Genomic DNA, 19045 nt, shown 5'->3' with positions numbered 1-19045 from the left:
CCGCGGGCCTCGGGTGAGGGTACGGAAGGCGGAGGAAAAACGCAGGTGATTCGCGTGAGGTGTTGTCAGGGCCACAATGCCCGGTCCACCAGCGGGCCTGCGGCGCCGGTGTAGTCGGCGGGGTCGCACAGGGCCGCCAGTTCCGCCTCGGTGAAGTGACCGTTCAGTAGTGGCTTCTCGGCGAGAACCGCCTGCAGTTCCCGGCCATCCGCGGCCGCTTCGGCCGAAGCCTCCGTCAGCAGCCGCCTGGCCTCTGCCCTGCCGAGGCGCGGCGCGAGGACCGCCGCGAGCCGCTCCGAGACGATCTGTGCGCCCGTCAGGCCGAGGTTGGTGCGCATGCGGTCCGCCCGCACGTCCAGGCCGCCGGCCAGCTCGCCGGCGGTACGGGCGGCTCCGCCGGTGAGGCGGAGGCACTCGCGCAGCAGCTGCCACTCGGCGTGCCAGGCGCCGGCCGACCGCTCGTCCTCGGCCGCCAGACACTGCGTCAGGGCACCGGCCAGCGCGGGGACCTGCAGCGCCGCGCTGCGGATCAGGGTGGCGAGCACGGGGTTGCGCTTGTGCGGCATGGCCGAGGAACCGCCGCGCCCGGCCGGGCCGCCCGGCTCGGCGACCTCGCCGACCTCCGTGCGGGCCAGCGACTGCACGTCGGCCGCGACCTTGCCGAGGGCGCCCGCGGTGAAGGCGAGGGCCCCGGCCAGGTCGGCGACGGGGGTGCGCAGCGCGTGCCACGGCAGGGCGGGGCGCGCCAGGCCCGTCTCGGCGGCGAACGCGTCCACGAGCCGCTCCGCGTAGCTGCCGTCGCCGGTGCCCGCGACGCCGTCGAGCCGGGCGTGCTCCAGGTAGCCGGCGAGCGTGCCCGCCGCGCCGCCCAGCGAGACCGGCAGGCTCTCGTGCACCCGGCCGAGCCGGGCCTCCGCGTCGAGGACGAGCTGCCGCCAGCCGGCCGCCTTCAGCCCGAAGGTGGTGGGCACGGCGTGCAGGGTGAGCGTGCGGCCCGCCATGACGGTGTCCCGGTGCCGGGCCGCGAGGGCGGCCAGCGCCTCGGCGGTACGGGTCAGGTCGGCGCGGACGGTGCGCAGGGTGCGGTCCGCGACCAGCATGGCGCCGGTGTCGAGGATGTCCTGGCTGGTGGAGCCGCGGTGCACGTAGGCGGCGGCCTCGGGTGTGTCGGCGGCGACGAGACGGGTGAGCGCCTGGACGAGGCCGACGACGGGGTTGGCCGTCTCGCGGGCCGCCAGGGCCAGGGCCCGCACGTCGAGCCGCCCGGCCCGCGCGCACCGGGTGACGGCCTCCGCGGCCGGGGCGGGCACGGCCCCGAGACGGGCCTGCGCCCGGGCGAGGGCGGCCTCGGCGTCGAGCATGGCCTGCAGCCAGGCGGTGTCGGCGGTGGCCTCCTCGGCGGGCGTGCCGGCCCGGACGGGCGAGAGGAGCCCGGCGTCGACGACCGGTCCGGCGTTGTCCGGCGCCGTCCGGGCCGTGTCACGTTCACGAGGGCCCGCGTTTCCTCCGCCGCCGGTCATACGATCACTCCTTCCGGGGTCGTGTCCGGCGCCGGGGGCCGCAGGGCCGGGGGGACGTGGGCCACCGGGGGCAGGGACAGGACCGCGCGGGCGATGGCGTCCGCGTCGCCCAGGGTCACCGAGTCCACGCCCGGCCGGATGCCCGCCGCCGTGACCCAGTGCACAGATTCCGTGGGCACCCCGTAGGCGAAGCGGCGCGGGTGGGGCCGGCCGCGGCCGTCGAGGACGTGGTACGGGCGCTCGGTGACGGCCAGTCCGCCGGTCTCGTAGCCCGCGCCGGTGGCCGTGGGGATGCGGTAGGTGGTGATCTGATCGGTGTTCAGCAGGTGGCGCAGGAGGGGGTCGGCGGTGCGGCGCAGGTCCGGTTCGGGCAGCCGGGCCTCGATGAGCACCCGGGAGCGGACGGGCGGCCCGGGCACGGCCGGGCAGCCGGCGGCGAAGGAGGGGCCGTCCGGTCCCGCGACCTCCAGGCGGACGACGGTGCCGGGGCCGGTGACGACCAGGACGCCTGCCTCGATGAGGGCGGCCATCTCCTCGATGCGGGAGGCGGGCGGGCCGATGGAGAGGAAGGCGTTGAGGGGGGTGTACCAGCCTTCGAGGTCGTCCCGGTGGGAGTCGCCCTCCAGGCCGCCGTGGTCGACGGCGAGCCGGATCTCGTTGCGCAGGTCGCGCAGGACGTCCAGGGCCGCCTTCAGGGGCCCGCTGACGTTGCCCTCGCGGGCGGCCCGCACGTCCGCGCGCAGGTAGTCCAGGAGCCAGGCGTGGAAGTCGGCGCGGCCGGTGAACGCGCGGTCGCCGTACGGTCTGGCGAGGCGCTGCCAGTCCCAGCGGTCGGCGGGGGCGATGCGGAAGGCGTCGAGGAGTTCGGCGCGCTCGTCGTCCTTCTCCAGCGCCAGGTAGCGCTCCGTGAACGCCTCCCGTTCGCCCGCCCGGCCGAGCCGCTCCAGCAGCGTGCCGTAGTAGACGCTCTCCACCTCCCCGGCGATCAGCGGCCACAGGTCGGTGCCGAAGCGCACGGGGCCCCCGCGCCCGGCGCGCTCGCGCAGGCCGGCGATGTAGCGGGCGGTGAGCAGCCGGGGCCGGTGGCGGCCGTGGGCGCCCTTCTCGTTCTCGCCGCGCGCGTGGTACGGGACGCCGCGCCGGGAGAAGGCGTACAGCCGCGGCTCCGCGCCGGACGGGCGGTAGACGACCCGGCCGCCCTCGCGGACGAACGCGCCGCCGCGCCCGGCGGTGAACAGGGCCATGTAGTCGAAGAAGTTCAGGCCCAGGCCGCGCAGCAGGACGGGCTGCCCCGGCGCGATGCGCCCGAGGTCGAGGTCGGCGGGGTTGACGGGCGTGACGTAGTCGAGGTGGTGGATGCGGGCCAGCGACGCCGTACGGGCCTCCCGGGCGGACAGCTGGGCGGGCACGTGGCCGAGCGCCATGACGACGGCGTCGAGCCGGTTTAGGCGCGTGCCGTCCTCCAGGCGGATGCCCTGCGGGCCGCCGGTGATGCCCTCGACGTCGGCCATGGCGACCGCGCGCGAACGGTGGACCTCGACGGTCACGTGCGCGGGGGCGCGGGCGGCGATCCGCCGGAAGCTGTCGTGGAGGTAGCGGCCGTAGAAGGCGCGGGTGGGGTAGGCGTCCGGGCCCAGGGCGCGGGCCTCGGAGAGGGTCGCGGCGTCGTGCAGGCCGTTGTTCTCGCCGTCCCCGTCGGCCCCGTCATCCCCGTCGGCCCCGTCGGCCCCGTCCGGCCTCTCGGCGGCGATGCCGCGCGCCCACTCGTACAGGCTGGGACCCGGCTCGACCGGGCCCTCGATCCGGGCGCTGTCGTCCGTGTACACCGTGATCTGCGAGGCCACGGTGTTCATCAGCAGGTGGGGGGACTGATCGGTGCGCCACACCGTGCCCGCGCCGGGCGCGGAGGGGTCGACGACGTGCACGGTCACCGCGGAGTGCGAAGGCGCGGCGCGCTCGTTGGCGCACAGCCGCTCCAGCACGGACAGCCCCCGTGGGCCGGCACCGACGATGCCGACCTCGATACGACTGCTGCTGCTCATGCGTATGCTCCTCCGTTCTGAGGGGACTCCCGGGGCGGGGACTCCCGGGGCGGGGACTCCCGGGGCGGGGATGCACGGCGGTGCGGCGGTGCGGCGGTGCGCCAACGGTTGCCGTACGAACGGCTGTGGTGCGGCGGTCTCCGCACGGTTTTCCTCTGATCTCATCTGGCCGTCGGCGGACGACGGGGTCAACGTGCGGGTACGGGGTCCGTCAGGTCCCCGCCGCCGGGCCGCATGAGGTGACATACCGTCAGCCGCCCCCTTCCCCGGCCCTCTCCCCCGCCGACCGCGCCGTGCGACAGTGGGCGGCATGCGCGCCGCCTACATCGACCGGCTCGGCCCGCCGGAGGAGATCGCGGTCGGCGAGCTCCCCGCCCCGCGGCCCCGGCCGGGCCCCACCGACGTCCTGGTCGACGTCGCCGCCACGACCGTCAACCCCGTCGACACCCTCGTCCGCTCGGGACGCTTCCGGACGGCGCTGCCCTTCCCCTTCGTGATCGGCCGGGACCTGGTGGGGACGGTCGCCGAGGCCGGGCCGGGCGCGCCCGGTTTCGCGCCCGGCGACCCGGTGTGGTGCAACAGCCTGGGGCACTGCGGCCGGCAGGGAGCCGCCGCCGAACGGGCCGTCGTCCCCGCCGACCGGCTCTACCCGCTGCCGGCCGGGGCGCGGCCCGAGGACGTCGTCGCGGTCGCCCACCCCGCCGTCACGGCCTACCTCGCGCTGTTCACCCACGGGGGGCTGCGAGCCGGCGGGACCGTGTTCGTCGGCGGGGCCGCCGGGAACGTGGGCAGCGCGCTGGTGGCGCTGGCCGTGTGGGCGGGCGCCCGGGTCGTGGCCACGGCCGCGGCGCGCGACGCGGAGTACGTGCGCTCGCTCGGCGCCGACGAGGTCCTCGACTACGCCGGCCCCGGGCTCGCCGGGCACCTCGCGGCGGCCGCGCCCCGCGGCGTCGACGTGCACCTCGCCACCCACGGCGGGCACGACCTGGACGCCGCCGTACCGCTGCTCGCCCCGCGCGGCCGGATCGTGCTGCTGGCCGGCGTCGCCGCCCGGCCCGTCCTCCCCGTGGGGCCGCTGTACCAGAAGGGCGGGGCGGTGGTGGGGTTCGCGATCTCCCACGCGTCCACCGCCGAGCTCGCCGAGGCCGCGGGGGTCGTGGGGCGACTGGCCGCCACGGGGCGGCTCCGGGCGCGGGCCGTCGAACGGCTCCCGCTCGCGGCCGCCGCCGAGGCGCACCGCCGCATGGAGAACGGCGAACTCCGCGGGCGGCGGCTGCTCCTGACGATCTGAGGACCGGCCCCGCGCAGAACCGTACCGGGGGGTTGCCCGGGACCTGACTCATCCGCCGGGCCGCCATTGCCCGGGGCCCGCGGGCCCGCGCACCCTGGAACCTATGACTCCCCCGACTCCCCCGGCCACCGGCTCCGGCACCGCCGACGCCGACGCCGACGCCGATGCGATCCTCAGGGTGCGGGCCCACGTCCTCGTCGCGGCCGCGCCGGACGCCGTCTACGACACGGTCAGCGACCTCGCCCGCAGCGGCGAGTGGAGCCGCGAGTGCACCGGCGGCCGGTGGGTGTCCGGGACGCCGCGCACGGCCGGCGCCGTCTTCCGCGGCGAGAACCACCGCGGAGCGGACGTCGTGCCCTGGGCGCCGGTCGTCCGCGGCCCCTGGACCACCGAGTCCGAGGTCGTGGCCGCCGAGCCGGGGCGCCTGTTCCAGTGGGTCGTCCGCGACAGCGCCGGCCGCCGCCAGGACAGCACCTGGACGTACGAGTTCGAGGCCGCCGGGAACGGCTGCCTGCTCGTCCACCACTACCGGCTCGGCCGGCCCACCGAAGGTCTCGCGAAGATCTTCCGGCAGCTGGGCCCGGACGGGCAGCGGCGGTTCACCGCCGAGTGGAACCGCAAACTCGCCGACGACGTGGAGGCGTCGCTGTCCCGCATCAAGGACATCGTCGAGCGGACCGTCTGACAGGCCGGGATGAGGAGAGATGTCGAACCGAGCGGCGCCGTCCCGCCCTTGGGCCGAGCAGTGGGACCCCGACGACCCGGGCTTCTGGGCCCGGGGCGGGCGGCACGTGGCCCGGCGCAACCTGTTGCTGGCGGCGGTCTGCGGGCACCTGGGGCTGTCCGTCCGCGGCATGTGGCCGGTGATCGTGCTGTTCCTGCCCGCGGGCGGCGGGGCGGTGCCCGGGCCCGGGCCCGCTGAGAAGTTCCTGCTGCTCGTCACGCCCGTGGTCGCCGGGGCGGCGCTGCGCCCGGCCGCCGGGCGCGCCCTCGCCCGGCTCGGCGGCCGGGACCGTACCGCCGTCACCACGGCCGCCCTGGCCCTGCCCGGGCTCGCCGCCGTGTACGTCCTGCAACGGCCCGGCGCACCGCTGTGGCTCCTCCTGGCCGCCGCCGCGGCCGCGGGCGCCGGTGACGCCGCCGCGGCCTCCCCGGCCGGGGCCGCCGCCTCCTACCCGCGGCACGCCCGGGCGCGGGCCCTCGCCCTCGCGACCGCCGGGGGCGACCTCGGACTCGCCTCCGCCCAACTCGCCGGGCTGCTCGCCGCCGTCACCGCGGGCGGCTCCTCCCCGGCGCTGATCGCCGCCGTCCACGTGCCGCTGACCGTGCTGGCGGCGCTGGTGGCCGCGCTGCGGATGGACAACCTGCCGGGGCGGGGCGGCGGGGCGGGTGCGGGGCGTGGGGCCGGCGCGGGGCGCGGGGCCGGCGCGGGGTTCGGGGCCGGTGCGGGGTTCGGGGCCGGTGCGGATCCGCACGTGGTGGGGCTGTCGCTGCTGTTCCTCGCCACCGCGGGCTCGTTCACCGGCTACGGGATCGCCTTCGGGCTGGTGCTGCGGCACCAGTCCGGCGTCTCCGCCCTTGTCGCCCTCGCCTGCGCGCTGCCGGCCACGCTGCTCGGCGCGGCCGCCCGGCCCTGCGGCGGGTGGCTGGCCGGGCGGTGGGGCGGGGCGCGGGTCACGCTGGGGAGCCTGTCGGGGATGGCAGTGGGTACGGCCGTGCTCGCCGCGGCGTCGTCGCGGGGCTCCGTGGGGGTGTTCGGCACCGCGTTCACCGTGCTCATAGTGCTCGGGGGCGTGGGAGCCGGTGCCGTCGTGACGGTCGCCCCCGCGGTGTTCGCGGCGCGGGCCGGAGAGGCCATCCTCTCCGGCCAGGACGCGAGGACCGCCTTCGCGGCCGCCCGCCGGCGCACCGCCGGCGCCGCCGCGCTGACCGGCCCGGCGGGCGCGCTCGGCGCCGCGTTGACAGGCCTGTCCCTGGGCGCCGCCTACGAGGCCGGCTCACCGGCCCCCGCCCTGTGGGGCCTCCTCGGCCTCTACGTGGTGTGCGCGGCGCTCACATGGACGGCATACGCCCGCCACGAACCGGCACCGACGGCCCGCCGCTACCGAACGGGGGGCTCGGGCGAGCCCGTACACCCTTGACGGCCGGCCCCCGCAGGGGGCAGTTCGGCACCGCCGAACACGCCCTTCATGGCCGATCGCCGTCGCGGCGGAAGGAAGGACGCGGGCGGCACCCTTCACCCGGCCCGCCCGCACCCTCACCGACCACGACCGACCAGGCAAGCGATGCCCCCAGCCCCTGAACCGCCGCCACGGCGAACAACCACCACGGCCCGGACCGGCGGTGCCGAAGCGGCAGCACACGTGAACTCGGCACCGCCGGACACCACCGTCATGGCCGATCACCGTCGCGGCGGCAGGAAGGGCGCTCCCCGCGCCCTTCAACCCAGCCGTCGGCAGACCGCCAAGGAGACCCGTACCTCTGAAACCGCCGCCACGGCGAACCACCACCACAACGCGGACCAGCGGCGCCGAACCGGCAGCACACGTGAACTCGGCACCGCCGGACACCACCGTCATGGCCGATCACCGTCGCGGCGGCAGGAAAGGCGCTCCCCGCGCCCTTCAACCCAGCCGTCGGCAGACCGCCAAGGAGACCCGTACCTCTGAAACCGCCGCCACGGCGAACCACCACCACAACGCGGACCAGCGACGCCGAACCGGCAGCACACATGAACTCGGCACCGCCGGACACCACCGTCATGGCCGATCACCGTCGCGGCGGCAGGAAGGGCGCTCCACCCGCCCTTCAACCCAGCCGTCGGCAGACCGCCAAGGAGACCCGTACCTCTGAGACCACCGCCACGGCGAACAACCACCACGGCCCGGACCGGCGGTGCCGGGCAAGCCCGTGCAGGTGGGCTCGGTGCCGCCGCAGGCCGGCCCTGTCAGGGCAGAGGTGTCGTGGCGTGGGTCAGCTCTGCCTGTAGGTGGGGGGTGTCGTCAGCGTGGCCGTGGGCGGAGATGTGGCCGTCCGGGCGGATCAGGTAGTAGCCGGGGCGGTGGCAGTGGGTTGTGGGGGCTGTGGTGGTCAGGGGGAGGTGGTACGGGCGTATGCGGCGGTGGGCGGAGGCCAGTCGGGTGGCCTCCGCCGCCCACGCCGGGGGCGTTCCCGAGGGGAGGACCAGGGCCAGGGCCCACTCCGACGGGTCCGTTCCCGGGCCGCTGATGCCGTGGGCGAGGGCGAGCCCGCGGGGGAAGAGAGCCCCGGCCCGTACGCCGCCCGGCAGGCGGCAGGCCGCCGGGCGGGCGGGTTCCTGCGTGGCGCGCCGCGGCCGGTAGGCGAGGCGGTGCCCCGCCATGACGGGGGCGTAGAAGCGCGTGACCGCTCCCGTCCGCTCCAGGAGCCGGAACGCGGCGTCGCGGGCCGCGACCCGCACCCGCCCGTCGGCCATCCAGGCCCGCGTCTGCAGGTCGGTGTCGCGCACGATGCGCCGCGTGGCTTCGGCGCGCTCGGGGCCGTAGTCGGCGAGGAGGGAGGCCGGGGAGTCGCCGTGGAGGACCGCGGCGAGCTTCCAGGCGAGGTTGTGCGCGTCCTGGAGGCCGTTGTTCATGCCCTGGCCGCCCGCGGGGCTGTGGACGTGCGCCGCGTCGCCGAGGAGGTGGACGCGGCCGTGCCGCAGGCTGCGGGCCCGGCGGGCGTGGACGCGGAAGACGGCCTGGTGGACGGGCGCGGTGATGCGTACGCCGCCCGGTCCGCGCGCGTCGAGGAGGGCTTGCACGGCGGGGACGCCGGGGGCGGGCGCTCCGGCGGGCAGGGCGGTCAGGATGCGGAAGACGCCGCCGGGCAGGGGCACGATCACGAGGGTGCCGGACGGCGCCTGGTAGTAGTGGATCTCGCCGGGCGGGAGGGGCCCTTCGACGCGGGTGTCGAGGAGGGCGAAGGTCATCGGGTAGGTGGTGCCTTCGAAGGGCGTCGCGAGCCGGTCGCGGACGGTGCTGCTCGCGCCGTCGGCGCCCAGGAGGTACGGCGTGCGCCAGGTTTCGCCGCGCCCGCCGGGGTGGCGCAGGAGCACCCGCACCGTGCCGTCGTCCTGGGAGAAGTCCGTCAGCCGCACGCCCCGTTCGACGGTGCCGCCGAGCGCGTGCAGCCGCCGGGTGAGCAGCCGTTCCGTCTCGTACTGCGGAAGGTTGCGGGCCGCGCAGCCGGCGGGGAAGGCGAAGGCGGCGAGGGGGCGGCCGCCGGTGAAGTAGCGGTAGGCGTCGATGCGTACGGACGCGGCGCGCACGTCGTCGCCGATGCCGAGGTCGTCGAGGATGCCGAGCGCGCGGGGCCACAGGGACAGCGCCCTGGGCGTGTCCGCGGGGTGCGCGGCGCTGTCGACGAGGCGCACGGGCACGCCGCGGCGCAGGAGTTCACAGGCGGCGAGGAGCCCGGTGGGCCCGGCGCCGGTGACGAGCACAGCGTCGGACGAGGACCCGTACCCGTACCCGGATCGGGAACGGGTCACGGCGTCCGCCCCGCGCTCCCGTCCCCGGCCGCGGCCCTTCCCCCGTCCCCGTCCCCACCCCCGCCCAGCCTGCGGGCGAGTTCCAGGCGGCGCACCTTCATCGTGGCGGTGCGGGGCAGCGCGGACAGGGGCAGCTGCACGGGCCCGGCGAGCTGCGGCCATTCGGCGGAGGCGGAGGCCCAGCGGCCGGGGTCGAGGGGTGCGTCGCCGCGGGTGCAGACCACGGGGACGGGCTCCTTGCGGGGCCCGGGCACGAGGACGACCTCGGCGAGTTCGGGCAGCCGGTCCATCAGCCGGTCCTCGACCTCGAGGGTGGAGCCGAGGGCGGGGAGGACGTCGACCTCGCGGTCGAGCAGGTGCAGGCAGCCGAAGCGGGTGCGGTAGCCGACGTCGCCGGTGCGCCACCACCCGTCGTACAACTGGCGTGCGAAGCGTTCGGGCTCGGCGAAGTAGCCGGTGGCCCGGCCCGGGGCGCGCACTTCGATGGCGCCGGGGCGTTCGCGCGTGGGGCGGTGTCCGCCGGGGGCGGTGAGGCGCACGCGGACGCCGGGCAGGGGCAGGCCCAGGCAGCGCCCGTCGGCCCGGTGGACGGTGCGCGGGGTGTACCAGCGGCCGGAGAGCGGGCCGCACTCGCTCTGCCCGTAGAACTGGAAGAACCGCGGGGAGGCGCGGCGCGAGGCGAGCAGCAGCCTGCGCATGGTGGGCGGGTGGAGGGCGTCGAAGGTGGAGCTGAAGTACCGGACCGTGGCGAGGGGTTCGCGCGGGTCGTCCGCCAGTTCCTCCCAGGCCATGAAGGAGTTGGGGTGGGTCTCGACGAAGCCGGGGCGGGTGCGGGCGAAGAGGTCCGCGACGTGCGCCGGGCCGGGGTCGCCCACGATGACGAGCGGCATGCCCTTGGGCAGGGCGACGGCGAGCGCCAGGTACATCCGCGAGTGGACTGGGCTGAGGTGCGCCGCGTAGGTCTCGCGCGTACGGATCAGGGCGGCGAGCGCGCGCTGCGGTGCGTACCGGCCGTACAGGCCGGCCACCGTGTGCACCACCAGCTTGGGCAGTCCGGTGGTGCCGGAGGTGTGGGTCATCAGTGCGGGTCGGTCCGCGGGCAGGATTACGGGGGCGCGGCGCGGTGCGCCGGCCAGGGCCGCGAGGGGGGTGCAGCCGGGGCGGGCGGGGCCGGTGGTGAGGACCGTGGCGGCGATGCCGGCCAGGTCGAGCGGCGCCAGGCACGTGCGCAGCTTGTCGTCGTCGGTGACCAGATGCGGGCGGCTCGGGTGGTTCGGGTGGTTCGGGTGGTTCGGAGGGTTCGGGTGGTTCGGAGGGTTCGGCTGGCACAGCCGGCGCAGCAGGGCGCCGGCCGTGGCGCCGTCGAGCTCCGGGGAGAGCAGGACGGGGACGGCTCCGATGCGGGCGGCGGCGCAGGCCAGCAGGTAGATGTCGAAGTTCGCGGCCTTGTGGACGGCGACGTGCTCGGTGGGGCGCACGCCGGCCGCCCACAGCCGGGCCGCCAGGTCGTCCACGTGCCCTGCGAGGCCGGTGTAGGTGAGCCGGCGGCCCGTGCCGGGCAGCGCGTCGAGGTCGTGGTCGAGGGTGACCGGCACGGAGCCGTGCGCGGCGGCCGCACGCTCCGGGATCAGCCCGAGGTGAAGCCCCTTCACGAGACCCTTCACGAGGCCCTTCGCGAGGCCCTTCACGAGGCCGTCCACGAGGCGGCGTGCCGCTGCAGCAGGGCGGACTCCTCGGCGGTGAGGGCGATACCGAAGGTGCCGCGCAGGACGGGGCCGACCTCGTCGGGGGCGAGTTCGGTGCGCAGGAGGCGGCCGTCGGCGTAGCGGGCGGCGAGGGTGCGGTCGGTGAGCGTGTGGCGGACGTGGTCGTCGCCGCGCTGGGCGACGAGGCGGCCGGTGAAGGGCGAACGGGGGTGGTGGGACGTCCAGTAGTGGGCGGCCTCGAAGTCGTCGGGGACGTGGTGCTCCAGGCGCAGGGAGTAGACGTCGAACCAGCCGTCGGGGTGCAGCGAGCGCAGGACCCACTGCTCCGGGACGGCGGCCGCGCCGCGGCCCGCCACCGGTTCGAGGTCCAGGCGCCAGGTCCAGTCGCCGGTGGTGACCGTGGCACCGGGGGCGAGGGGTACGGGTTCGAGGGGGCCTTCGTCGCCGAAGCCGACGTCGCAGAGCCAGGGGCGGCCGTCCGCCTCGACGACGAGGGTCGCGTGGGAGCGGCGGCGCACGCGGGTGCTGCCGCGGCGGACGCGGGCGAGGTGGCGGACGACGGGGAAGCCGAGGTGTTCGAGGACGGCGGCGAAGAGCAGGTTCTGCTCGAAGCAGTAGCCGCCGCGCCGCGCGCGGACCAGTTTGCGCTGGAGCGCGTCCGTGTCGAGCGGCATGTCCCGGCCGAGGAGGACGTCGACGTTCTCGAAGCTGACGGAGGCGGTGTGGGCGCGCTGGAGGGCGCGCAGCGTCGCGGCGGTCGGCGGGAGAGGGCGGATGGTGGGACCGGTGGGATCGGTGGGGCGGGTGGGGCCGCCCATGCAGGCCGAGCCGGTCAGGCCGGTCCTGGCGAGGTAGGCGTCCAGGTCGAGGGCGGCGGTATCCCATGCGGCCGGGGCCGCGGCCACGGCCACGGCTGCGGCTGCGGCTGCGGCTGCGGCGGGCGGCCCGGCAGGCGCGCCCTCGGGGCCCGGCCTTCCGGCGGCGGGGCCGGCCGACCCCGCGGAGCCCTGGACGACGGCGGTGTTCGGCATGGGCCGCATGCTCCTTACTCCCGTGCGACGGGGTCTGGTGCGGTGCGATGCAGTGGAGTGCGGCGCAGCGCATGGCAGGGCCGGTGGGTGTCCGGGCCGTGGGGCCGTTCCGGGGGTCTCCCCACGGCCCGGGTGCCTGCCATCGTGGGCCGTCCGCGCGGCCGGGCCAACGCGCGGCGGCGGAGTGCGTCAGCCCGCCCGCCAGTGCGTCAAGTCGGCTCCGTACGGGGCCGGGTGACCTGACAGACGGGGCCCGGGGCGGGGGCGTGCCACCCCGGGCCGATCTACCCTCGGACCGTCCGGCAGGGCCGGAGGGCCGCCGTTCGCCGCGGCCCGCGCCGGCGCCGCGCCGGGGCCTCCGACGGAGAAGCGGGGACCGACATGACCAAGGTGGTACTGATCTCGGGCAGTCTGCGCGCCGCATCGGTGAACTCGGCGGCGCTCAGGGCCGCACGCCGCATCATCGGCCGGACCCGTCCGGCCGCCTCGGTGGTCTCGCTGCCGATCGGCCGGCTGCCGTTCTACAACGGGGACATGGAGGGCACGGGGGCGACCCCGGCCGTGGCCGCCGCCCGCGCGCTGGTCGCGGGCGCCGACGCCCTGATGATCAGCACGCCCTGCTACAACGGCGCGGTGCCCGGGGTGCTGAAGAACGCCCTCGACTGGCTCTCCCGCCCGGACGGCGCGAGCCCGCTCACCGGAAGGGTGGCCGCCGTCCTGAGCGCCTCGCCCGGCGGCCGGGGCGGCATCGACGCCCAGCCGGCGCTGTTCGACCTGCTGGACAGCTGCGAGGCGATCACGGTCGAGCACCCGCCCGTGGCCATCCGTTGGGCGCACCAACGGCTTGACGCAGCAGGCGAGATGACCGAAGGAGAGGCGGTGCGGGCGCTGCGCGAGCTGGTCGACGCCACGTTCGAGGCGGTGGCCATCATGGAGGAGCAGCGCAGGTCGGTGCGGGAGCAGGAGCGGGAGCTGCACGCGCGCGTACGCGAAGAGAGCGCCCCCGTAGGCGAGGCAAGCAGGCAGCCCGTACGCGAAGAGGCCGGGCGGCCGGTAGCCGACGGAGCCGGGCCGGTACGGGCGCCGCGCGGTCCCGTGCGGGCTGCGCACGGGACCGTGCCGCCGGCGGCGCCTCAGCGGGCCGCGGACGCTCCGTCGAGGGCCAGCGTGACCTCGTCCAGGAGCTGATGCCAGGCGTCGTTGAGCTCCTTGAGCGCCTCGGACTCCAGGCGCAGGGCCAGTTCGCCGTGGTCGATGCCGAACCACTCCAGGTGCCCGAGCAACCGCCCGGCGGCGGCGTACGCACCGGCATCGGGCGCGGCGCCGACCGGTACCGCACCCGCCGCACCCACCGCACCCACCGAGCCCACCGCACCCACCGAGCCCAGCGCACCCACCACGTCCGGCTCCTCCAGCAGTTCCTCCGGGAGGGCCGTCACCGTGCCGCGCGTCAGCAGCGGGGCGGCGTAGCGCGCGGGCAGGAGACCGGGCCCGGAGGCGGCCGTCGCGGTCCACAACAGCCGCTGGGGCCGGGCTCCGTGGGCGGCCAGGGCGTGCCGGCGGGGCTCGTCCAGCATGCGCTCGTACTGCTGGTGGAGCTGCCGGGCGACCGCGACGGCGGTGGCGCCGCGCATGGCCCTGGCCTCCAGGGTGCCCTCGCGGTCGAGGAGGGCGTCGACGGCCGCGTCGACGCGGCTGACGGGGAAGGAGGCGACCGACGCGAGCGCGGGAAGGTGACGCCCTGCGGCGCGCGCCCGCTCCAGCCCCTCCAGGTAGGCCTCGCCGGCCTGCCGGTGGCGCGCGGCGGACAGGACGAGGGTGGCGTTGACGTTGATGCCCTCGGCGAGGCACGCGCTGAGGGCCGTGAGGCCGGCGGGGGTGGCGGGGATGCCGAGCATGGCGTTGCGGCGGTCGACGGCCCGCCACAGTGCGCGGGCCTCGGCGAGGGTGGCCGCGGCGTCGTGGGCGAGGCGGGGGTCGAGGCTCACGGAGACGAGCCCGTCGACGCCCGCGGTCGCCTCGTGGACGGGCCGCAGGATGTCGCAGGCCCACCGGATGTCGTGGACGGCCAGGGCCTTCAGGGCCCGTTCGGCGGGGATCCCGCGCTCGGCGAGGTCGCCGAGCTGGCCCGTGTAGTACGGGCCGCGGGTCAGGGAGCGGGCGAGGAAGGCCGGGTCGGAGACGACCCCGGCGATGCGCCCCTGCCGGGCCAGCGCGGCCAGCCGGCCGCTCGCGAGCCGCTGCCGCGCGAGCCCGTCGAGCCACACGGACACCCCGGTCGCCCAGGGCCCGTTCGGGCCGCCGTCGGTTGCGGCCGGGCCGTTCGCAGAACCTCCGGCCGGGGCCGGGCCCCGTGCGGGGCCCGGCCGGCCCGCCGCCGCTCCCTCGTGGCCCCGGCCGTGGCCGCGGCCGTCGGCGGGCGTCACGGCCTGCCTCTTCCCGTGGTGCCCGTGGCGCCCGTGGCGCCCGTGGTGCGGGACAGGGCCGCCCGGGCCGCGGCCGCCACCCGTTCCGGGGTGAGGCCGTGGCGGCCGTACAGACCTTCGCCGTACGGGCCCCGGCCGGGTGTGCCGGTGTCGAAGTGGTCCAGGCACACGTGCTCGCCGGTTCCGCCGAGGAGCTGGTACCGGCCCACTTCCGCGGCCGCCCCCACCGAGACTGTGGCGGGCGCGCCGGGCGGCAGGACGGCGTCGCGGTAGGCGCTGCCCTGCCGGTGGAACCACGTGGCGCAGGGCATCGACACCACGCGCGTGGCGATGCCCTCGCGCTGCAGGATGCGGCGGGCGTCCAGGGCGGTCGGCACCTCGCCGCCCGCGGCGACGAGGACGACGTCGGGCGCCGCGGCGGCCAGGTCGGCGTCGTGGGCCTCGGCGAGGATGTAGCCGCCGCGGGCGGCCCCGTCGCGCGCGGCGACGGGGACTTCGGTGATCTGGGCGGGGTTCATGCGACGGGCACCTCCGGAGCGAGAGCGGCGAGCAGTCCGCCCACGATGCGGGGTCCTCCTTGAGTGAGGACGGATTCCGCGTGGAACTGCATGGAGGCGAAGTGGGGCCCGCGCAGCGCGTGCACCTCTCCGGTGAGCGGATCGCGGCTGACGCCGACCGTGCCGACGCCCTCCACGTCCACGCTGTCGTGGTCGCTGCGGGCGGCGAAGGTGTTGTAGAAGCCGACGCGCTCGCGGCTGCCGAAGAGGTCGATCTCGCGCTGGACTCCCTGGTTGGGGACGTCCCGGCGGACGAGTTCGAAGCCGAGGGCGAGGGAGAGCACCTGGTGGCTGAGGCAGACGGCGAGGAAGGGGCGCCGCTCGTCCAGGAGGGCGCGGACGGCGCCCCGCAGGTGGGCGATCTTGGGGTGGCGGCCGTCGCGCGGGTCGCCGGGGCCGGGCCCCATCACGACGAGGTCGTGCCCGCCGAAGGCGTACGGCTCGTCGAAGCGCCTGACCGTCACCGTCAGCCCCATGGCGCGCAGCTGATGGCCGATCATGGAGGTGAAGGTGTCCTCGGCGTCGACGACCAGGACGCGCCGCCCGGCCAGGCCGGGTGCGGTGAGCGCCCGGTCGGCCTCCTGGGCGAGCCAGAAGCCGGCGATGCTGTCGTTGCGCTGCTCCAGGGCGGCGCGGACGCTCGGGTGGCCGCCGAACCGGGCGGCGCCGCCGGACTCCAGGGCGGAGATCAGCCCCGCGGCCTTGGCGCGGGTCTCGGCGACCTCGGAGGCGGGGTCGGAGTGGCGCACGAGGGTGGCGCCCACTCCGATCCGCACGCTCCCGGTGCGGTCGATGTCCGCGGTGCGGATGAGGATCGACGAGTCCAGCGTGCGCTCGCCGTGCGCGTCGCGCCCGATGAGGGCGAGGACTCCGCTGTAGTAGCCGCGGCCTCGGGGCTCGTAGCGGTCGATGACCCGGCAGGCGCTCTCCAGCGGGCTGCCGGTGACGGTGGGCGCGAACATCGTCTCGCGCAGGATCTCGCGCGGGTCGCGGTCGGTGGTGCCCTCGATGAAGTACTCGGTGTGGGCGAGGCGCGCCATCTCCTTGAGGTACGGGCCCACGACGCGCCCGCCGCCCGCGCAGATGCGGGCCATCATCTTCAGTTCCTCGTCGACGACCATGTACAGCTCGTCGGCCTCCTTGCGGTCGGCGAGGAAGTCCATGACCTCGGGCAGGCTCGGCCCGGCGGCGGGGTAGCGGTAGGTGCCGCTGATGGGGTTCATCACGGCGGTGCCGCCGCGGACGCTGATGTGGCGCTCGGGCGTGGCGCCCACGAAGGTGCGCTCGCCGGTGTGCACGACGAAGGTCCAGTAGGCGCCGGACTCGCGCTCCAGGAGGCGGCGGAAGAAGGTCAGGGCGTGGGCGGGGGTGTAGCCGTCGATGCCGGCGAGGAAGGAGCGCTTGATGACGAAGTTCGCGCCCTCGCCCTCGCCGATCTCGTCGGCGACGACCCGGCGGACGGTGTCCGCGTACGCCTCGTCGTCCATGTCGAAGTGCCCGCCGGACAGGGTGATCGGCGTCTCGGGGATCCGGGCGAGGACCTCGGCGAGGGGCAGGACGGCCTGGTGGGTGACGGTCATGGCGAGCAGCGGCGCGCCGTCGTCCGCGCCGCGGAAGCCCCGTTCGGCGATCTGGCGGTACGGCACGATCGCCAGGACGTCGTGGGAGGCGCCGCGGGGCGCCGTCCCGGTGGGCGCGTCCTCCGGTGCGGTCCCGGCGGGCGTGTCCTCCAGCGGGACGGACGCCAGGGTCTGCGGCCGGGAGATCCCGCCCAGGAGGAGTTCGACGGCGCCCGGTCCGGTGGACTCGGGGCGGTGGAGGAGGGCGAAGGCGGGCGGCCGGGGGCCCAGCACCCGGGCGAACAGGTCGCCGGCCGCGTCAACGGTCTTGTCGCCGGTCACGCCGCCGGTCATGTCGTGGGTCGTGTTCTCGGTCGTGTTCACGATCGGCCCCGGTCCTTTCCGCATCGGCCCCGGTCCTTTCCGCTCGGCGCTCATATCGCCGCCCCCCGTACCGCGAGCGCGTCGGCAGGATCCCCCGCGCCCTGCAGCCGGCCCAGCAGGTCCGCGGTGGTGGTGACCATGGCGCAGCGCGCCGCCGCGTACTCCAGGGCCAGGCGGTGGTACGCGGCGGAGAAGTCGGCCACGGCGTCCGCGACCAGGAACGGGCGGATGTCGTTGGTGAACGCGTCGACGGCGCTCATCAGCACGCCGACGTGGGCGTACACCCCGCAGACGATCAGCTGGTCGCGGCCGTTGGCACGCATCCGCCCCAGCAGGTCGGAGCGGAAGAAGGCGCTGTAGCGCCACTTGGTGAAGATCCAGTCCCCGGGGGCCGGGGCGAGCGGCTCGACGACGCGCCGGTCGGCGGGGTCGACGCGCATCCCCGGGCCCCAGAAGTCCTTGAGCAGGCCGCGCTGTTCGTCGTTCATGCCGCCGGGCTGCGCCGTGTACGCGACGGGGATGCCGAGCGCGGCCGCGGCCCCGCGCAGCAGGGCCGCGTTGGCGACGAGCTCCTCGCGCGGGTGCTCCGGCAGGTGCCCGACGAAGTAGCGCTGCATGTCGTGGATCAGCAGCACGGCGCGGGCCGGGTCGGCGGTCCAGTCGGCGGTGTTCCCGGGCAGCTCGCCCGGGGCCGGCATCGGATAGGGCTCGATGGGGGGAATGCCTGCCATGGTGGATCAGCCCTCCCAGGCCGAGACGACGGAGATGGCCTGCTGCGGATTGAGCCGGGGGTCGCAGAAGCTCGTGTACTTGTCGCCCACGTGGTCGAGTTCGGACTCGTTGCGGACGCATTCGGTGACGTGCTCGGGCGTGGTCTCCAGGTGCAGGCCGCCCGCGACGCCCCCGGAGGTCCGCACGGCGCACTGGAAGTTGCGGACCTCGCGGATCACGGTGTCCAGCAGGCGCGTCTTGAGGCCGTCGGGTGCGGTGAGGGTGTTGCCGTGCATCGGGTCGGTGAGCCAGATGACGGGGTGCCCGGCGTCGCGGACCGCCGCCACGAGCGGGGGCAGCTTCTCGCCGACCTTGTCGGCGCCCATGCGGGCGATGAGGGTGAGCCGCCCGTGCTCCCGCCCGGGGTCGAGGAGCTCGCACAGGGCCAGGATCTCGTCCGTGCTGGTCGTGGGCCCGACCTTGCAGGCCACGGGGTTGGAGACGGCGGCCAGCAGGGCGACGTGCGCGCCGTCCGTGCGGCGGGTGCGCTCGCCGATCCAGGGCCAGTGCGTGGAGGTGAGCAGGGGCCGGCCGTCCTCGCCCGCGCGGACCATGGGCAGCTCGTAGTCGAGCAGGAGCGCCTCGTGGCTCGTCCACACCGGCGGGCAGACGCCCGAGCGGCGGGAGGGGTCCAGCCAGCCGAGGTGCGTCATGGCCTCGCCGGCGGCCAGGTAGCCGGAGAGCAGGCGCTGCGGGTCGGGGCGGCGGCGCTCCGGGTGGGGCTCCGGGTTGTTGACCATGTGGCCCCTGTAGACGGGCAGTTCCGTCCCCGCGACGCGCTCGGTGGCGCTGGAGCGGGGCTTGGCGAACTGCCCGGCCATGCGGCCGGCGCGGACCACCGGCTTGTGGGCGACCATCTTCAGGACCCCGGCCAGGACGTCCAGGAGGCCGGCCTTGCGGGCGACGTAGCCCGAGGTGCACTCGGCGGGGTCCTCCGCGCAGTCGCCCGCCTGGACGACCTGGGCGGCGCCGCGGGCGACCTCGGCGAGGTGGTGGCGCAGGGTCCGTACGTCGTCGGCGCGGACGAGGGCCGGGCGGCGCGCCAGCTCCTCGCGGACCCGCCGCACCTGGGGGGCGTCGCCCCAATCGGGCTGCTGGAGAGCGGGTTTGTCCTGGACGTCGAGCAGAGCGTCGGTCATGGGGTTCTCCAATAAACGCTTAAGTGACTGCTCTTGAGAACAAGCAAGCATGCAAGGCAAAGCAAGGGGCGTGCCCGGGTTCGTGAGCGGCGGCTCCCTGGGTCGCTGG

The 19045-nt window shown here is 76.3% G+C and carries 14 protein-coding genes; 4 read left to right on the top strand and 10 right to left on the bottom strand.

The genetic code is table 11. The features are described from left to right. Positions 1 to 65 precede the first annotated feature (65 nt). Both NQU55_RS23575 and NQU55_RS23570 read right to left on the bottom strand, forming a co-directional pair. Positions 66 to 1520 (bottom strand): nitrosuccinate lyase, encoded by a 1455-nt coding sequence (locus NQU55_RS23575; RefSeq protein ID WP_168092999.1) that lies wholly within the window; start codon positions 1518 to 1520, stop codon positions 66 to 68. Next, positions 1517 to 3562, bottom strand: coding sequence for an FAD/NAD(P)-binding protein (locus tag NQU55_RS23570; RefSeq protein ID WP_168093000.1), 2046 nt, complete (start codon positions 3560 to 3562; stop codon positions 1517 to 1519). Before NQU55_RS23570 ends, NQU55_RS23575 begins: the two co-directional genes overlap by 4 nt. 310 nt (positions 3563 to 3872) lie before the next feature. On the opposite strand from NQU55_RS23570, the gene NQU55_RS23565 reads away from it, so the two are divergent. The 3 genes from NQU55_RS23565 (at position 3873) to NQU55_RS23555 (ending at position 6994) form a co-directional block, all read left to right on the top strand. Then, positions 3873 to 4853, top strand: coding sequence for an NADPH:quinone reductase (locus NQU55_RS23565; protein WP_168093001.1), 981 nt, complete (start codon positions 3873 to 3875; stop codon positions 4851 to 4853). Between the two features lie 103 nt (positions 4854 to 4956). Then, a complete protein-coding gene (locus tag NQU55_RS23560; protein ID WP_168093002.1) occupies positions 4957 to 5538 on the top strand; it encodes an SRPBCC family protein in 582 nt (193 codons plus the stop codon). A 19-nt stretch (positions 5539 to 5557) separates the two neighbouring features. Beyond that, entirely contained in the window at positions 5558 to 6994 is a 1437-nt protein-coding gene (locus NQU55_RS23555) for an MFS transporter (RefSeq protein ID WP_256791071.1), read from the top strand. 806 nt (positions 6995 to 7800) lie between these two features. On the opposite strand, the gene NQU55_RS23550 is transcribed toward NQU55_RS23555, so the two are convergent. Genes NQU55_RS23550 through NQU55_RS23540 form a run of 3 tightly spaced genes read right to left on the bottom strand, consistent with a single transcriptional unit; the run spans position 7801 to position 12100 of the window. Then, a complete protein-coding gene (locus tag NQU55_RS23550; RefSeq protein ID WP_168094793.1) occupies positions 7801 to 9363 on the bottom strand; it encodes an FAD-dependent monooxygenase in 1563 nt (520 codons plus the stop codon). Beyond that, on the bottom strand, positions 9360 to 11051 hold the full coding sequence (locus tag NQU55_RS23545; protein WP_256791070.1) for a class I adenylate-forming enzyme family protein: 1692 nt from the start codon (positions 11049 to 11051) through the stop codon (positions 9360 to 9362). The genes NQU55_RS23550 and NQU55_RS23545 overlap by 4 nt, the downstream gene beginning before the upstream one ends. Continuing rightward, complete coding sequence (locus NQU55_RS23540; RefSeq protein WP_240976736.1) at positions 11048 to 12100, bottom strand: arylamine N-acetyltransferase family protein; 1053 nt, start codon at positions 12098 to 12100, stop codon at positions 11048 to 11050. The genes NQU55_RS23545 and NQU55_RS23540 overlap by 4 nt, the downstream gene beginning before the upstream one ends. Positions 12101 to 12481: 381 nt before the next feature. On the opposite strand from NQU55_RS23540, the gene NQU55_RS23535 reads away from it, so the two are divergent. Continuing rightward, positions 12482 to 13288 (top strand): NADPH-dependent FMN reductase, encoded by an 807-nt coding sequence (locus tag NQU55_RS23535; RefSeq protein ID WP_168094796.1) that lies wholly within the window; start codon positions 12482 to 12484, stop codon positions 13286 to 13288. Here NQU55_RS23535 and tal read toward each other — a convergent pair. From tal to NQU55_RS23510, 5 genes are all read right to left on the bottom strand, one after another. Then, entirely contained in the window at positions 13234 to 14526 is a 1293-nt protein-coding gene (gene tal / locus NQU55_RS23530) for a transaldolase (RefSeq protein WP_168094795.1), read from the bottom strand. The two genes, NQU55_RS23535 and tal, sit on opposite strands and share 55 nt — an antisense overlap. After that, positions 14523 to 15044 carry a transketolase-like TK C-terminal-containing protein gene (locus NQU55_RS23525; RefSeq protein WP_168094794.1) on the bottom strand — a complete coding sequence of 174 codons (522 nt, stop codon included), beginning with the start codon at positions 15042 to 15044 and terminating at the stop codon, positions 14523 to 14525. The genes tal and NQU55_RS23525 overlap by 4 nt, the downstream gene beginning before the upstream one ends. Continuing rightward, positions 15041 to 16996, bottom strand: coding sequence for an anthranilate synthase family protein (locus NQU55_RS23520; RefSeq protein WP_256791075.1), 1956 nt, complete (start codon positions 16994 to 16996; stop codon positions 15041 to 15043). The genes NQU55_RS23525 and NQU55_RS23520 overlap by 4 nt, the downstream gene beginning before the upstream one ends. Before the next feature lie 80 nt (positions 16997 to 17076). Continuing rightward, positions 17077 to 17757, bottom strand: coding sequence for an isochorismatase family protein (locus NQU55_RS23515; protein WP_168095656.1), 681 nt, complete (start codon positions 17755 to 17757; stop codon positions 17077 to 17079). 6 nt (positions 17758 to 17763) lie between these two features. Further along, positions 17764 to 18936 (bottom strand): 3-deoxy-7-phosphoheptulonate synthase, encoded by a 1173-nt coding sequence (locus NQU55_RS23510; RefSeq protein WP_168095657.1) that lies wholly within the window; start codon positions 18934 to 18936, stop codon positions 17764 to 17766. Between the last annotated feature and the right edge of the window lie 109 nt (positions 18937 to 19045).

This window comes from Streptomyces telluris, from assembly GCF_024519335.1.
Taxonomy (GTDB): domain Bacteria; phylum Actinomycetota; class Actinomycetes; order Streptomycetales; family Streptomycetaceae; genus Streptomyces; species Streptomyces telluris.
Note: the sequence above shows the minus strand (reverse complement) of the source record. Positions and strands in the feature narration are given on the sequence as shown.

Coding starts and splice junctions, on each gene's coding strand:
- NQU55_RS23520 (WP_256791075.1), bottom strand. CDS start 16,996: ATGACCGGCGGCGTGACCGGCGACAAGACCGTTGACGCGGCCGGCGAC.
- NQU55_RS23565 (WP_168093001.1), top strand. CDS start 3,873: ATGCGCGCCGCCTACATCGACCGGCTCGGCCCGCCGGAGGAGATCGCG.
- NQU55_RS23555 (WP_256791071.1), top strand. CDS start 5,558: ATGTCGAACCGAGCGGCGCCGTCCCGCCCTTGGGCCGAGCAGTGGGAC.
- NQU55_RS23570 (WP_168093000.1), bottom strand. CDS start 3,562: ATGAGCAGCAGCAGTCGTATCGAGGTCGGCATCGTCGGTGCCGGCCCA.
- NQU55_RS23525 (WP_168094794.1), bottom strand. CDS start 15,044: ATGAACCCCGCCCAGATCACCGAAGTCCCCGTCGCCGCGCGCGACGGG.
- NQU55_RS23540 (WP_240976736.1), bottom strand. CDS start 12,100: ATGCCGAACACCGCCGTCGTCCAGGGCTCCGCGGGGTCGGCCGGCCCC.
- NQU55_RS23535 (WP_168094796.1), top strand. CDS start 12,482: ATGACCAAGGTGGTACTGATCTCGGGCAGTCTGCGCGCCGCATCGGTG.
- NQU55_RS23575 (WP_168092999.1), bottom strand. CDS start 1,520: ATGACCGGCGGCGGAGGAAACGCGGGCCCTCGTGAACGTGACACGGCC.
- NQU55_RS23560 (WP_168093002.1), top strand. CDS start 4,957: ATGACTCCCCCGACTCCCCCGGCCACCGGCTCCGGCACCGCCGACGCC.
- NQU55_RS23510 (WP_168095657.1), bottom strand. CDS start 18,936: ATGACCGACGCTCTGCTCGACGTCCAGGACAAACCCGCTCTCCAGCAG.
- NQU55_RS23515 (WP_168095656.1), bottom strand. CDS start 17,757: ATGGCAGGCATTCCCCCCATCGAGCCCTATCCGATGCCGGCCCCGGGC.